This window comes from Chryseobacterium sp. 1B4, assembly GCF_036631475.1.
GTDB lineage: Bacteria > Bacteroidota > Bacteroidia > Flavobacteriales > Weeksellaceae > Chryseobacterium.
The window spans coordinates 572,797-586,997 of record NZ_JAPNUF010000011.1 but is presented as its reverse complement, the minus strand read 5'-3'; the positions used below and the strand labels follow the sequence as shown (position 1 = coordinate 586,997).

Annotated in this window: 13 protein-coding genes and 4 pseudogenes; 10 read left to right on the top strand and 7 right to left on the bottom strand. The window is 37.5% G+C overall.

Annotation, left to right across the window (positions count from 1 at the left end; translation table 11 throughout):
* The first annotated feature begins 69 nt into the window (after window positions 1–69).
* From OWR28_RS25075 to OWR28_RS25030, 10 genes and pseudogenes are all read left to right on the top strand, one after another.
* Window positions 70–2,465 (top strand): annotated as a pseudogene (locus OWR28_RS25075) (heavy metal translocating P-type ATPase).
* A gap of 90 nt (window positions 2,466–2,555) precedes the next feature.
* Window positions 2,556–2,768, top strand: coding sequence for a cbb3-type cytochrome oxidase assembly protein CcoS (gene ccoS, locus OWR28_RS25070; RefSeq protein ID WP_002983864.1), 213 nt, complete (start codon window positions 2,556–2,558; stop codon window positions 2,766–2,768).
* A 21-nt stretch (window positions 2,769–2,789) separates the two neighbouring features.
* Window positions 2,790–5,050: pseudogene (ccoN, locus tag OWR28_RS25065) on the top strand (cytochrome-c oxidase, cbb3-type subunit I).
* Window positions 5,051–5,065: 15 nt separating this feature from the next.
* Window positions 5,066–5,266: a cbb3-type cytochrome oxidase subunit 3 gene (locus OWR28_RS25060; RefSeq protein WP_002983870.1), complete on the top strand. Its 201-nt coding sequence runs from the start codon at window positions 5,066–5,068 to the stop codon at window positions 5,264–5,266.
* A gap of 10 nt (window positions 5,267–5,276) precedes the next feature.
* Window positions 5,277–6,158 carry a cbb3-type cytochrome c oxidase N-terminal domain-containing protein gene (locus OWR28_RS25055; protein ID WP_002983871.1) on the top strand — a complete coding sequence of 294 codons (882 nt, stop codon included), beginning with the start codon at window positions 5,277–5,279 and terminating at the stop codon, window positions 6,156–6,158.
* 91 nt (window positions 6,159–6,249) lie between these two features.
* The gene (gene ccoG, locus OWR28_RS25050) at window positions 6,250–7,704 is read left to right on the top strand and encodes a cytochrome c oxidase accessory protein CcoG (RefSeq protein ID WP_332388958.1); all 1,455 of its coding nucleotides are present in this window, start codon (window positions 6,250–6,252) and stop codon (window positions 7,702–7,704) included.
* 9 nt (window positions 7,705–7,713) lie between these two features.
* A pseudogene (locus OWR28_RS25045) lies at window positions 7,714–8,165 on the top strand (FixH family protein).
* Window positions 8,156–8,881, top strand: a complete 726-nt coding sequence (locus OWR28_RS25040) for a sulfite exporter TauE/SafE family protein (protein WP_332388957.1) — start codon at window positions 8,156–8,158, stop codon at window positions 8,879–8,881. The pseudogene OWR28_RS25045 and the gene OWR28_RS25040 overlap by 10 nt, the downstream one beginning before the upstream one ends.
* 19 nt (window positions 8,882–8,900) lie before the next feature.
* Window positions 8,901–9,434, top strand: coding sequence for a hypothetical protein (locus OWR28_RS25035; RefSeq protein ID WP_332388956.1), 534 nt, complete (start codon window positions 8,901–8,903; stop codon window positions 9,432–9,434).
* 5 nt (window positions 9,435–9,439) lie between these two features.
* Window positions 9,440–9,637, top strand: a complete 198-nt coding sequence (locus OWR28_RS25030; protein WP_332388955.1) for a hypothetical protein — start codon at window positions 9,440–9,442, stop codon at window positions 9,635–9,637.
* Between the two features lie 56 nt (window positions 9,638–9,693).
* Here OWR28_RS25030 and serS read toward each other — a convergent pair.
* The 7 genes and pseudogenes from serS to OWR28_RS24995 form a co-directional block, all read right to left on the bottom strand.
* Window positions 9,694–10,960, bottom strand: a pseudogene (gene serS, locus OWR28_RS25025) (serine--tRNA ligase).
* A gap of 66 nt (window positions 10,961–11,026) precedes the next feature.
* On the bottom strand, window positions 11,027–11,164 hold the full coding sequence (locus tag OWR28_RS25020; RefSeq protein WP_332388954.1) for a hypothetical protein: 138 nt from the start codon (window positions 11,162–11,164) through the stop codon (window positions 11,027–11,029).
* 84 nt (window positions 11,165–11,248) lie between these two features.
* A complete protein-coding gene (locus tag OWR28_RS25015) occupies window positions 11,249–11,542 on the bottom strand; it encodes a hypothetical protein (RefSeq protein WP_332388953.1) in 294 nt (97 codons plus the stop codon).
* Between the two features lie 200 nt (window positions 11,543–11,742).
* Window positions 11,743–12,078 carry an asparagine synthase C-terminal domain-containing protein gene (locus OWR28_RS25010; protein WP_332389010.1) on the bottom strand — a complete coding sequence of 112 codons (336 nt, stop codon included), beginning with the start codon at window positions 12,076–12,078 and terminating at the stop codon, window positions 11,743–11,745.
* Between the two features lie 20 nt (window positions 12,079–12,098).
* On the bottom strand, window positions 12,099–12,773 hold the full coding sequence (locus OWR28_RS25005) for an asparagine synthase C-terminal domain-containing protein (protein WP_332388952.1): 675 nt from the start codon (window positions 12,771–12,773) through the stop codon (window positions 12,099–12,101).
* Complete coding sequence (locus tag OWR28_RS25000; RefSeq protein ID WP_332389009.1) at window positions 12,770–13,267, bottom strand: hypothetical protein; 498 nt, start codon at window positions 13,265–13,267, stop codon at window positions 12,770–12,772. Before OWR28_RS25000 ends, OWR28_RS25005 begins: the two co-directional genes overlap by 4 nt.
* A gap of 269 nt (window positions 13,268–13,536) precedes the next feature.
* Window positions 13,537–14,199 (bottom strand): oligosaccharide flippase family protein, encoded by a 663-nt coding sequence (locus OWR28_RS24995; protein WP_332388951.1) that lies wholly within the window; start codon window positions 14,197–14,199, stop codon window positions 13,537–13,539.
* Between the last annotated feature and the right edge of the window lie 2 nt (window positions 14,200–14,201).

Here is a 14,201-nt window from a genome sequence, read left to right as displayed (position 1 = left end):
AAAATAGAACTTTTTAACGCGATAAACAAAAAAAATTGTTATAATTTTGTAGTTCAATATTTTATGGTGGTGAGCGAGAACTGTTTTCATTGTGGTCAAGGTATAGAAAAAGAGAGAATTTTATTTGACGAAAAGACTTTCTGTTGCAATGGCTGCAAGTCTGTTTATGAAATTCTAAATACGAACAACCTAAGCAATTTTTATCAGCTTAACAAAGGGGCAGGAATTCGTCCAAGTGATGAAAATTCTTCCCAGTTTGACTATTTGGACACGCCGGAGATTTTTGAAAAAGTAACTGATTTCTCTGAAGGAAACACCAGTCTTGTCACATTCAAAATCCCTGTAATTCACTGTTCTTCCTGTATCTGGCTGTTGGAAAGCCTCCATACTTTAAATCAGCACATCAAATATTCCCAGGTTAACTTTACAAGGAAGACCTTACAGATCTCATTCAATCATAACGATATGAAATTAAGCGAACTAGCTAATTTCTTAACCAATCTGGGATACAAACCTGTTATCAGTCTTGAAACTGCTGAGAAAAACGTTGACCATCTTGATAAATCACTTCTTGTAAAATTTGCGATCGCCGGTTTTGCATTTGGAAACGGAATGTTCCTGGCATTTCCGGAATATGTAGGAGGGGAAGATTACTGGATGGAACATTATAAAGGTCTTTTCAGAACCCTGATGTTCCTGCTGGCCTGCCCGGTTGTATTTTACTCAGCTTCCGACTATTACAAATCCGCGTGGTATGGATTAAAAAATAAAATTGTCAACATTGATGTTCCTATCGTACTGGGAATTTTTGTTCTCTTCGGCAGAAGTATCTATGAAGTGGTAACGGATTACGGCCCGGGATATTTTGATACGCTTTGCGGACTGCTTTTCTTCATGCTGATGGGGAAAATTTTCCAGAAAAGAACGTACAGTGCTCTTTCTTACGACAGAGATTACAAATCATTCTACCCTATTGCAGTAACCAAAGTAGATTTTGAAGGCAAACAGGAGAATATCCTTCTTTCTGAAGTAAAAGTAGGAGACAGAATTTTAGTTAGAAATCAGGAAATCATCCCGGTAGACGCCATACTGATCAACGGAGAGGGAAACATCGACAACAGCTTTATCACTGGAGAAAGCGAAAGCATCAGCAAGAAGCCTGGTGATAAGATTTTTGCCGGAGGTAAGCAGATCGGATCGTCACTGGAACTGGAAGTGATCAAAGATGTGGATCAGAGTTATCTTACCCAGCTTTGGAATAAGGAAGCGTTCAAAAAACATGAAACCGGACTCGACACCTTAACCAACAGCATCAGTAAATACTTTACATTCATTATTTTAGGTATTGCTCTGGTTTCCGGAATTTATTGGTCATTTATTGATTTAGAAAAAATGTTCCAGGTTATTTCAGCCATCCTGATCATTGCATGTCCGTGTGCGCTTGCATTGTCTGCACCGTTCACTTTCGGGCACATTATGAGGATTTTAGGACGAAATAAGTTTTATGTAAAAGATACGTTAACGATTGAAAAAATCGCGAAGCTGGATACGATTGTTTTCGATAAAACAGGAACAATTACGCACAGAAAAAATCAAACATCAAATATGAAGGAGGTGAGATTAATGAATTTGATTCCCTGAATATCAAAACATTATTAAAAAACTCCAACCATCCGCTTTCAAAGTCACTGTATGAGTTCATTGATGTAAACGATGATTATTTCCCTGTAGAGAACTTCGCTGAAATCTCAGGAAAAGGATACGAAGCCAGTGTAAGGGGAAATCTTTATAAAATTGGTTCTGCCCGTTATAATAATCAGGAGCCTAAGAATCTTGAGACCGCAGTTTATATCAGTAAAAATGGTGAATATCTTGGTAAATTCATCTTTAAAAATGAGTACCGCCCGAAACTGAGAGAGCTTTTCACAAAATTAACCCACTACAAAATATTTATTCTGAGCGGCGACAATTCCTCAGAGGAAAACCAGCTTAAAGAGCTTATTCCCAACTACAAAGGAATGGCCTTTAATCAGAGCCCGGAGGATAAATTGAATTATATTAAAAACCTTCAGGATCAGCACATGAAAGTAGCGATGCTTGGAGACGGACTGAATGATGCAGGAGCTTTAAAACAAAGTAATGTAGGAATTGCTATTGCTGATGATACAAACAGTTTTACTCCTTCTTCAGATGTTATTATGAATGGTGAAAAAGTGGTTACACTTGACCACTACCTGAATGTCTGTAAGGGCTCTATCACTATTGTGAAAATGACATTTATAATCAGTTTCCTATACAATATTGTGGGTTTAAGTTACGCTGTTACAGGACATATGCATCCGCTGTTTGCTGCAATCATTATGCCAATCAGCTCGATCACAGTGGTTACCTTTACAACACTTTCAACCTGGATTTTAGGTCGGAAATATTTCAAAAACAGGCGTAAAAGCCCTTATTTAGACTGATTTTAAATTAGCTGAAATCGGCATTTCGTGATGAATGTCATTATTTTTCACTAAATTTGAACCCCGAAAATAGGTTAATTTTGTTGTCCAATGGATATTCTATATTTAATGATCCTCTGCAGTGTTTCTTTAGCTGCGATTTTCTTGGTCGTATTTATAGTGTATGCCCGAAAAGGACAGTTTGAAGATGATGAATCTCCTGCTGTCAGAATCCTTTTTGATGATGAAAAAGTCAAAGAAAATGATGAAACCGGCGACAAAAGTAAAGACGAAAAAGAAATAGGAGAAAATAATAAAAATTGAGAAAAATAGTGAATAGTTGATATGGAAACACAAAAGTTTAGTTATGACAACAGTATTGTCCGTGCGTTCCTATATGCGACCATTGTCTTTGGTCTTATAGGGTTCACATTCGGGCTTACGGCGGCATTAATGCTTTTCTACCCAGAGTTACCTGAATTCTTTTTCGGGACAGATGATACGACCATTAAAAGTTTGGCATCGGGTAATATTCAAGGGTTAATAAACACACATGGTGCATTTGGTTTTGGTAGAATCAGAATGCTGCACACCAATACCGTAATCTTTGCATTCGTTTGTAACATTGTTTACACGGGTATTTATTACTCATTACAAAGATTATTAAAAACAAGAATGTACAGTGATACATTGTCATGGCTACATTTCTGGACTTGGCAGTTTATGATCGTTGCTACGTTCATTACATTCTTTATGGGAATCAATACCTCTAAAGAATATGCTGAACACGAGTGGCCGATCGACATATTGATCGCATTCTCATGGATCATTTTCGGTATCAATATGTTCCTGACTATTTCGAAGAGAAGAGTGAGACACCTTTATGTAGCCATATGGTTCTACATTGGTACCTGGATTGCAGTAGCAATGCTTCATATCTTCAACAATCTTGAAGTACCTTTATCTTTCACAGGCTGGAAATCTTATTCAGCGTATGCAGGGGTAAAAGATGCTATTGTACAATGGTGGTATGGACATAATGCGGTTGCATTCGTACTGACAACTCCGGTTTTAGGTTTAATGTATTACTTCCTTCCGAAGGCTGCAGACAGACCGGTATTCTCTTATAAACTGTCTATTATTCACTTCTGGTCATTAATTTTCGTATATATCTGGGCTGGTCCTCACCACCTTCAGTATACAGCTCTTCCGGCTTGGGCTCAGGCGGTAGGAACAGGGTTCTCTATCATGCTTATTGCACCATCATGGGGAGGTATGTTAAATGGTCTTCTTACGTTAAGAGGAGCTTGGGACAAGGTAAGAGAAAATCCTATCCTTAAGTTCTTTGTAGTAGCTGTTACCTGCTATGGTATGGCAACATTTGAAGGACCGCTTTTGGCAACTAAAAACATCAACAAAATTGGTCACTTTACAGACTGGGTTATCGGTCACGTACACTTGGGAGCTCTTGGATGGAATGGCTTCATGGCATTCGGGGTTATCTATTACCTGGTACCAATTATGTGGAGAACAAAACTTTGGTCTGTAAAATTAGCTAACTGGCATTTCTGGTTAGGTACTTTAGGAATCATCTTCTATGCAGTACCAATGTATATTTCAGGATTTACACAAGGTTTAATGTGGAAACAATTCAATCCGGACGGAACCCTATTATGGAAAAACTGGCTGGATACTGTAACTGCAATTATCCCTTATTTCAAAATGAGATTCTTAGAGGTGTATTCTATATTTCAGGAGCCATCTTAATGATCGTAAACGTAATCGCTACGGTAAGAAAAGGATCATTCCAGAAAGATGTTCCTGCTGAAGCTCCTGCACTGGCAAACATCAGTAAGAACAGAAAAGAAGGAGAGGGTACTCACCTTTGGTTAGAAAGAACACCTGTATTATTAGGAATTCTGTCTTTCATCACAATATCTATCGGTAGTTCAATTGAAATTATCCCTACACTATCCCTTAAGAAAAGTGTTCCTACCATTTCTGCAGTGAAACCTTATTCACCGCTTGAACTTGAAGGTAGAGACATCTATATCCGTGAAGGATGTAACGCTTGCCACTCTCAGATGGTAAGACCGTTCAGAGATGAGATCGTTAGGTTTAACGGTAAAAACGGACAATACTCCAAAGCCGGAGAATTCGTATATGACAGACCATTCCTATGGGGTTCTAAGAGAACAGGACCGGATTTACATAGAGAAGGAGGTAAAAACCCAAGTTCTTGGCATTATAAACACATGTATAACCCAAGATCTACTTCTGCAGGTTCCATTATGCCTCGTTACCCTTGGTTAATTGCTACTGATTTAGACAGAACCAAGATGGTAGACAAAATGAAGCTGATGAAGAATGTATTCGATGTACCTTATACCAAGGCTGAAATCGACTCTGCAGACAAATGGGCTAACAACCAATCAGCAAAAATTGTAAAAGATATCTTCTCTGAAGCAAATGACCTTAAACAGGCTTATGCTAAGAGACCTCAGGGAGAACTAGAGAAAAAAGAAATTGTAGCTCTTATTTCTTATCTTCAGAGATTAGGTACAGATATCAAAACAACTGAAATCAAAACAGCAAGTAATAACTAACATTAAAAGGTTCATATGATTCCTCAGAACTTTAAAGATATATTATCCAATACAGAAAATGCTGGCTTTTACCAGACACTGGCTCTGATTTTCTTTATGCTGTTCTTCATAGCTTTAGTAATCTATGTTTTTAGCAGGCCTAAAAAATATTACAAAGAAGAAGAAGAGGCACCTCTTGGGGATGATGAAGATGACGATTTTAATTTAAAAAATTAAACTATTTTTTATGAAACAAAGAACACCTGTTGTTATAAACATCTTAATAATAATCGGACTTTTAATAGTTTTTTATTATTTATTTGTACAGAGCTACGCGTTCCTTTCTTCACCTTACTTCTGGGGAACTGTTGTGATCGCTGGTATCCTTGCTTACATTCATGGAGCTATCGGAGACCTGATTGAAAACAACAAATTCAAGAAATTGTCTCCTGAAGAGAAAGCGGCTTATTTAGCTGAAAAGAAAGTACCTTACTTCAAAAGATTATATCAAAGCGCATTCAAAAAGCAATCTGCTTCCGAAGAAAAAGATATCCTTATCGACCACGGGTTCGATGGAATCATGGAGCTGGATAACCAATTACCAAAATGGTGGGTAGGTTTATTCTATTTTGGGACCGCTTTTTGTATTGTATATATTGCAGCATACTCTTTCACAGACTTCGCTCACCCGTTAAGCGAGTATGAAAAAGAATATAAGGAGCAGTTGGCAAGTATTGAAGAATACCAGAAATCACAGCCTCCTGTAACGATTGAAACAGCTAAATATTCAGCAGATAATATCGCAGAAGGTAAAGAATTATTTAAAACAAACTGTGCATCTTGTCACAAGGAAGACGGTAGTGGAGGTATTGGTCCAAACCTTACTGATAACTACTGGATCAACCAGCCTGAGAAGACACTATTCAAAAACGTATTCCATATGGACTGGAATGGTTCTCCTACTAACCCTGCGATGAGACCTTTCGGTAAAAACGGAGAAGTTTCAGGTGCAGAGATTGAAAAGATTGCTGCCTATGTATATCACATCAATCAGGAACAACCACCAGTGACTCCGGCTCAGGGAGGAGCAGCTCCTCAAGGAACTGAAGCACATTGGGAAAAAGAATAATTTAAAAATTAGAAACATATGAAAAAACATAATTTGTTATTAGATTAAAATAGTAACGAATTATGTTTTTTCTTTTTAAAACCTATTACATATGTCAGACATAGAAGAAATAGAAGTACGAGGCGGACAGGGACAGGTTCTGGACCCTGAAACTTACAGAGATTCTATAGGGACAATGGAGCAATCCGGAAAAAGGAAATGGGTATTTCCAAGAAAACCTAAAGGAAAATATACCAACTATAGAAATATTGTAAGCTATTTACTGTTAATTATTTATTTTACATTACCGTTCATCAAAATCAATGGTAACCCATTATTGATGTTCAATGTTATAGACAGGGAGTTTTTCATCTTTGGACAGCCTTTCTATCCACAGGACTTTTTTATCCTTACTTTAGGTGCTATCGCATCTTTAATCTTTATTATTGTTTTTACGATTGCATTCGGAAGAATTTTCTGCGGGTGGATTTGCCCTCAGACAATTTTTATGGAATCTATCTTCCGTAAAATAGAATACCTGATTGAAGGTGACAGAAATAAGCAGATGAAGCTGGACAGACAGGAGTGGAACAGTGAGAAAATCTGGAAAAGAAGTTTAAAATGGACGGTTTATATCATCATATCACTGATCATCACCCACTTTATGTTCATGTACATTGTTGGATATGAAGAGGTATTTAAGATTGTTGGAGAAGGGCCATTTGCCCATCCTACCAATTTCATTGTGATGATCCTTCTTACTGCGGCATTCTATTTTGTATTTGCGTGGTTCAGAGAGCAGGTTTGTACACTGGTATGTCCTTATGGAAGACTTCAGGGAGTATTGATTGACAAAGACACCATCAACGTTTTTTATGATTTCAAAAGAGGTGAAAACAGAGCGAAATGGAGAAAAGGGGAAGACCGGAAAGCAGCAGGAAAGGGTGATTGTATTGATTGCCATCAGTGTGTAGTGGTATGCCCTACCGGAATTGACATCAGAGACGGGCAGCAGCTGGAATGTATCAACTGTACAGCTTGTATTGACGCCTGTGATGAAGTCATGGAGAAAGTAGGCCTTCCGAAAGGATTGATCAGATATGCTTCTGAGAACGAAATTGAAAAAGAAACTCAGTTTAGGTTTACAGGAAGGATGAAAGGTTTCTCTATATTCTTATTCCTTCTTGTAGGGTTCTTAGGATATCTTCTGTACAGCCGTGGCGAAATGGAAGCTAAATTCATAAAACCGGCGGGAAGCACATTCTTTGTAAGAGACGGTAAAATTACCAATACCTATAATTATACTTTCCTTAATAAAACGAATGATAAGAAAATTGTTACCATCAAAGTAATAGATCCGGCGCATGGTGAAATTACTTACAGTGCATCCAGTAAGATTCAGGTTGACAGAGATAAAATTTCCAAGGGAACAATCAATATCAGCTTCCCGGAAGATGAAATGAAGCTCTCTAAACAAAATATCACCATTGGTGTATACGATATGAAAGGTAAACTTATTGATTCTTATCAGACTTATTTTGAAGGACCATTCAAACTGCAATTTTAATTAGAAAAAATGAAGAACTTTAGTTGGGGACACGGTGTTGTAATTGCATTATTTGCATTCATAGTTTTTATATTATCCATGATGTTCCTGTTTCCGAACGGACAGAAGAACTCTGAAATGGTAACCGATAATTATTATGAAGAGGAATTAAAATACCAGGATGTAATTGATGCGAAGAAAAAGCTGATGAATTACAGGAAAAACCTGTTTACAGCCAGGATACCAAAGGAATTAAAATTACTTTCCCAAAAGATTATAACAACTCAAATACTACGGTAAAATTTGTTTTAAACAGAACCGACGACCAGAATTTAGATATCAAAAAATCTGTACAGCTTGACGCCGGGCAGTCTTTCACAATTCCTGCACAAGTATTGAAAGTGGGAAATTATACATTAAGGCTGAGCTGGACGAAAGATAAAACAGACTACAGAATGGATTATGATGTGATATGGAAATAGGACTTATTGTGTCGGCTATTGCATTAGGCTTTGCTTCCGGCTTTCATTGCATCGGAATGTGCGGACCTATTGCCTTGTCGATGGGATTAACCAAAAAACAGGCTGCCAATTTCTATCTTCAGAACCTTACCTATCAGTTCGGAAGAATTTTTACCTATTCTTTATTAGGTGCGCTTCTGGGAATCATCGGACAAGGATTTGAAATGGCAGGCTTCCAGAAATACCTGACCATTACTGCCGGAATTCTTCTCATTATTATGGCTGTATTTTCATTCGGAGGAAAAGATTTTGCTTCAAAAATTCCTTTTCTTTCTAAATTCCTGTACAGCGTAAAAATGAATCTGGGAAGACTGCTTCAGAAGGCAGATTACCGTTCAAGATTTACCACAGGGCTTCTTAATGGCTTCTTACCATGCGGAATGGTCTATATGGCCCTTACTGCCAGCCTCGCAGGAGGAGGAATATGGCAGGGAGCGTTATATATGGCACTATTCGGGCTTGGCACCCTTCCGTTTATGTTTGCCATTGTTTTGGCTGGAAATCTCATGAATCAGGCTTTCAGGATAAAAGTTTTGAAAGCTGTTCCGGTAATTATGATTATTCTGGGAGGATTATTCATTCTGAGAGGTCTTGAACTGGGAATTCCTTACGTTTCTCCGAAAGCAGAAGCTATGACAATTGTTAAAGATCCCAACGGAGCTGTTAACTGCCATTAAATTTGTATTTACATAAACCATGAAGAAAACTATTGTCTTATTTTTAATAAGCCTTTTTATGCTGCAATCCTGCAGTGTGAATTCTGAAATTGTCTATCACAAGGATGCCGCTTCTACTTCTGTTACCGATATCGATACAAGAGAGTTTATGGCAGAAATGATGGCTATGACGCCGGACTCACTGAAACAAAAAGAATTTGGAGAAGTGGATAAGCTTCCAACAACCTGGACAAGCATGTATGACCTTGCCAAAAAGGAAGGAAAATTAAAAACTGAAAATCCGGATTCAGTCAGGATCATGAAAAAGATTTTCATGAAGTCTGCGAAAGAAGACAATAAACTGGCTGGTTTTTCTTTTAAAATGGAACACTTTGCACCGGACGATTATAAAGCATTGAAAAACTTTACAAAAACCGAAAAAATTCCTCTGGATCAGAATATTTATAGCAGCTGGGACGGAAAGACCCTCACCATTGATACTGAGAATTTAAATCTAAAAAGTATTGAAGAAGCGATCAAAACCAAAAGCTCAAAGGAAGAATCTGAAAAATAGCCGGTATGATGGTTATGTTTTTCAAAGAGATCGGGACTACATTAAAATTTGAGAATCCTATAAAATCAATTTCAGGAAAACATGATTGGGTGAAGCAGATTGATGGTCATTCCATAAGAATAGAATATGATCTGAAAGCCATTTATGATAAGGATACAAAACTTAAAAATGCTGATAAAAAGATTATTATCGTTACAGAATAAAGTAAAAACCACCAGAAACCGGTGGTTTTTTATTATATACTCAATCAAAGATTCTTTTAGTTAATCACATCAAACCTTGCATATTCTGCAATCTTCTTGGGAAGTTTAATTCCATCCGCTGTCTGATTGTTTTCCAGCAATGCTGCCATAATTCTTGGTAATGCCATTGCCGAACCATTCAGGGTGTGAACCAATTGAGATTTACCATCAGCTTTGTAACGGCACTTCAGCCTGTTAGCCTGGAATGTCTCGAAGTTAGACACAGAGCTTACTTCCAGCCACATTTCCTGAGCAGCACTCCACACTTCAAAATCATACGTCATTGCAGATGCAAAACCTGTATCACCACCACAAAGTCTTAAAACTCTGAACGGAAGCTCCAGATCTGTAAGGATTTCTTTGATGTGTTCTACCATTTCTTCCAGCACAGCATAAGAATTTTCCGGTTTCTCAATTCTTACGATTTCTACCTTTTCGAACTGGTGAAGACGGTTCAGCCCTCTTACGTGGGCTCCATAACTTCCCGCTTCTCTTCTGTAGCATTGAGAGAATGCTGTATTTTTAACCGGAAGATCTTTTTCATCAAACAGAACATCACGGTAAAGGTTGGTCACAGGAACTTCAGCCGTAGGAATAAGGTATAATTTATCTTCATTGATATAATACATCTGTCCTTCTTTATCCGGCAGCTGTCCGGTTCCAAAACCTGAAGCCTCATTCACAACGTGAGGAGGATTCACTTCTGTATATCCTTTTTCTACATTTTTATCTAAGAAATACTGAACCAAAGCTCTCTGTAATCTTGCGCCTTTTCCTAAATAAACAGGAAACCCGGCTCCGGCAATCTTTACCCCCAGTTCAAAATCGATAAGGTTATATTTTTTTGCCAGTTCCCAGTGAGGAATTGCTCCTTCACCAAGCCCTTCTACAGGATGAGACTGGAAAATAATTTCGTTGTCATCAGCTGAAGCACCGCTTTTTACCAGTTCATTTGGAATGTTCGGAAGCTGGTACAGGATATTCAGTAAGTCGTTTTCCTTAACTTCCAGTTGAGATTTCAATTCTGAGCTCGACTCTTGTATTGTGCTGTTTTAGATTTTGCTGATTCCGCTTCTTCTTTTTCCCTTCTTTCATCAAAAGTCCGATTTCTTTCGAAATTTTGTTGATTTCGGAAAGCTGGGAATCTAGTTCAAACTGGATTCTTTTTCTTTCGTCGTCGGCAGCGATAGCCTCGTCTACCAACTCAAGATTTTTGAATTGTCTTTTCTTAAGACCTTCTAAAACGCGTTCCTTATTGTCGCGCAAAAAATTGACTTGTAACATTTTATTTAGATGTTAAATATTAGATGGTTAGCTTACAATCAGCTAACAATTGTACAAATTTAAAAATTATTTTGTGATCGTAACGGTATTTATCGAAGTAGGAGCATCTGCATCTTTTGAAAATACCTGAACCCTGTTATACAAAACTTTTGAAACCTGAAATACCGTTGGTGTATTGCGATACTGAACTTCCAAAGTGTCCACAACATTATCACTTGCATTAGTACTTTTGTAAATGTAATCTGCATTCTCGAATAATATGAATTACCTGTACCGGATTGTCAGGACTTATAGAGTCCAGACGTCTTCTTTGGCACCCGCAAGATATTCCATATAAAACAGTGAATCTGTAGTCATTTTCAATGGAATGCTTACCGGAGAATTATCTTTGGCCCCAAAAATATCATTGACGGAAAATCCTGTATAAGATCCTGTTTTCTTGCTGTTCAGCAAATCCTGGCCGGCACTGTTCTTTATGTAGATATTCAGTACCTGATCTATTCTCTGCAAAGAATCATCATCACTTTTGCAACTTATCAGTGCAAAAACCGCAACAAGTATACTCCAAAAATATTTCATCATAGCTACAAAGGTAAAATATTAATCTTTAGGCACCTTCTTTATTTTTCAAAATATTTCTGATACCATAGCTCAAAAGTAACCAGCTGCCATATTTTCACCCAGTCATATTCATGTTCCTGATGATTCCACCACTCATCAATCACTGCAGCATTAAAGAAATTTCTTTTTTAAGCTTTCAAGATTTTCAACGATAAAGTCTCTTACTTTTTTTCGTTTTTAATGAAATAATTGACAGGAAATGAAAATCCTTTTTTAGGCATATTCAGAACTGATTCCGGAAGATATTTTTGTGCGGTTTTCCGTAATAAGGGTTTATTCTGAGCACCATTAAATCTGATATTCTCCGGCAGTGCCGCTACATAATCTATCAGGCTGTTGCTCAGGTAAGGATAACGAAATTCAACACTGTATTTCATTGCACTCAGGTCATCACGAAAAACATGGTGGGATGAAAGTGAATATTTCATATCATATTCAAAATATCCGGAATAGCTTTTTGCTTCTGAAAGGTGATATTTTGAAAGATCCGGATCAATTGTATTATAAATACCCTGTTTTATAAGACTTTAGCTTCCAAAGGCCTCATACTGATCTGGCTCTGTCTGAAAAAATCAAACATAGCATTCTGAGAAAAATAGTTTTTTACACGCTGTGAAAGCTTATCTTTTGTAAAGATGAAAGGACTTATAAAATTAAAATGCCTCATGAAAAGCCATCTGTTCAGCTTCAGTGTATGGGAATACCCTGCAAAAAGCTCATCGGCTCCGTTTCCGCTTAACACGACTTTAAAATTTTTATCATGTGCATATTTTGCCGCATTGATCAACACTTCAAAACTGCTGTAGGGTTCTTCAAAATGCTGGATATTTTCTTTAAGCTGTTCAAGCGCTTCTTCATCACCCACTTCTTTCACCTCATGTGAAACTCCAAAATGCTTAGCCGCTAAAGCCGCATTTTCCACTTCTTCTTCCGAAAACGGATATGATATGGTGTAGGTGTTAATATCAGTCTTAAAAGCTTTTGATTTCGAAGCAATTAAGGTAGAATCTACCCCTCCGCTCATCATCACCGCTACAGGAACATCTGCATATAACTGTTCTGAAATACTTTCAGAAAGAAGCTCATCTATTGTTTTCACAACTTCATCTTCAGCAATATTCCCAGCAGAAGATAAAGGCAGTTTCCAGAACTTCTCTTTGCTGATGTGCTGATTTTTTAAATCAACCGTCATAAAAGAAGCCGGTTCCAGAGAAAAATATGCTGAAAACAGGTTTGCGGAGCTAAAGTAGTCTGAAAAAGGAAATTGGTATATACTCCATTCCAGTTGATTTCAGGCTTTACAAACTCATTTTTGAGTAATGCTTTTATTTCCGATGCCCAAACCAACCCATTTTCACTCTGATGATAAAATAAAGGTTTCATTCCCACCCTGTCCCTTGCCAGGATAAGTTTTTGCGAGATAATATCCACAATACAAACAGCAAACATTCCATCCAGCTTTTCAAAGGCTGCGGTTCCCCACTCTTCATATGCCTTGAGCATAACTTCAGTATCAGAAGTACTTCGGAAAACATGCCCGAAACTTTCAAGTTCTTTCCTTAACTTTTTAAAATTATAAATCTCACCATTAAACGTAATGATAATATGTTCATTTTCTGAAAGCATGGGCTGATGACCTTTTTCAGAAAGATCAATAATCGATAATCTACGGAAACCCAAAGCGATCTCTGAATCCCCACCCTTTAAAACCGGAAACTGTTCTTTAATTTTTGTGTGGAATCATTTCCTGAAAAGAAACTCCCCGGCCATCTTTACAGAGCCAGAACCCTTCATCGTCCGCCCGCGGTGCTTAATAGCCTGATTCATTTCCAGAATATTTGTAGAGGAAATACTTTTATGAAATGAATAATAGCCGCTGATTCCGCACATAGTAAACTTAATAGATTTGTAAAAATAGGGAAATGACTTTATTTTTCCGTATGGGTATAGAATAATTATTTTTTCAAAAACTTCTCTCTGAAAAGCAGTATTTCTTCTTTTGAAACCATATAATCTTTAAAGCTGAATGCGGTAGCACTATAAAATCTTCTGAACAGCAGAAAAGCGGAAACCAAATAGGATGATGTAGTGGCAATACATGCCCCCAAAATTCCCCATCTGGGTATCATCATGAAAGACAGTACCACCGTAACCACCAGACCCACAATTGATTTGATATTAAGGATTTTAAGCTCGCGCATTCCTGAAAAGTAGTGTCCCACCATATCACTTATGGCAATGGCAAAAATTCCTGGAGATAAAAGAAGCATAATTTCTTTGGTATCCCTGAATTCTTTCCCGAAAATCATTTCATAAACCTGTGCCGGAATGATAATAATTCCCAGAACGAAACCTATCATCAAAATAAAAGTCAGTTTTAAAGACTCCTTAGTTCTGTCTATAGATTCTTCCCGGCTTTTACTGTTAACTACATCTGAGTATAAAACAACAGCAATACTGCGGGTAATGGTCCATATGGCCTCCGAAAAAGTAACGCCGATGGAAAAAATCCCTACGCTGGCAATGCCTTCAAAATGTTCTAAAAAATAAAACGAGAGCCTGTAATTGAGAAACTGGACAAAAGCACTCAGCTGCGTTTTCCAGCCATATTCAAACATAT

Coding starts and splice junctions, on each gene's coding strand:
- ccoS (WP_002983864.1), top strand. CDS start 2,556: ATGGATATTCTATATTTAATGATCCTCTGCAGTGTTTCTTTAGCTGCG.
- OWR28_RS25060 (WP_002983870.1), top strand. CDS start 5,066: ATGATTCCTCAGAACTTTAAAGATATATTATCCAATACAGAAAATGCT.
- OWR28_RS25055 (WP_002983871.1), top strand. CDS start 5,277: ATGAAACAAAGAACACCTGTTGTTATAAACATCTTAATAATAATCGGA.
- ccoG (WP_332388958.1), top strand. CDS start 6,250: ATGTCAGACATAGAAGAAATAGAAGTACGAGGCGGACAGGGACAGGTT.
- OWR28_RS25040 (WP_332388957.1), top strand. CDS start 8,156: ATGGAAATAGGACTTATTGTGTCGGCTATTGCATTAGGCTTTGCTTCC.
- OWR28_RS25035 (WP_332388956.1), top strand. CDS start 8,901: ATGAAGAAAACTATTGTCTTATTTTTAATAAGCCTTTTTATGCTGCAA.
- OWR28_RS25030 (WP_332388955.1), top strand. CDS start 9,440: ATGATGGTTATGTTTTTCAAAGAGATCGGGACTACATTAAAATTTGAG.
- OWR28_RS25015 (WP_332388953.1), bottom strand. CDS start 11,542: ATGATGAAATATTTTTGGAGTATACTTGTTGCGGTTTTTGCACTGATA.
- OWR28_RS25005 (WP_332388952.1), bottom strand. CDS start 12,773: ATGACGGTTGATTTAAAAAATCAGCACATCAGCAAAGAGAAGTTCTGG.
- OWR28_RS24995 (WP_332388951.1), bottom strand. CDS start 14,199: ATGTTTGAATATGGCTGGAAAACGCAGCTGAGTGCTTTTGTCCAGTTT.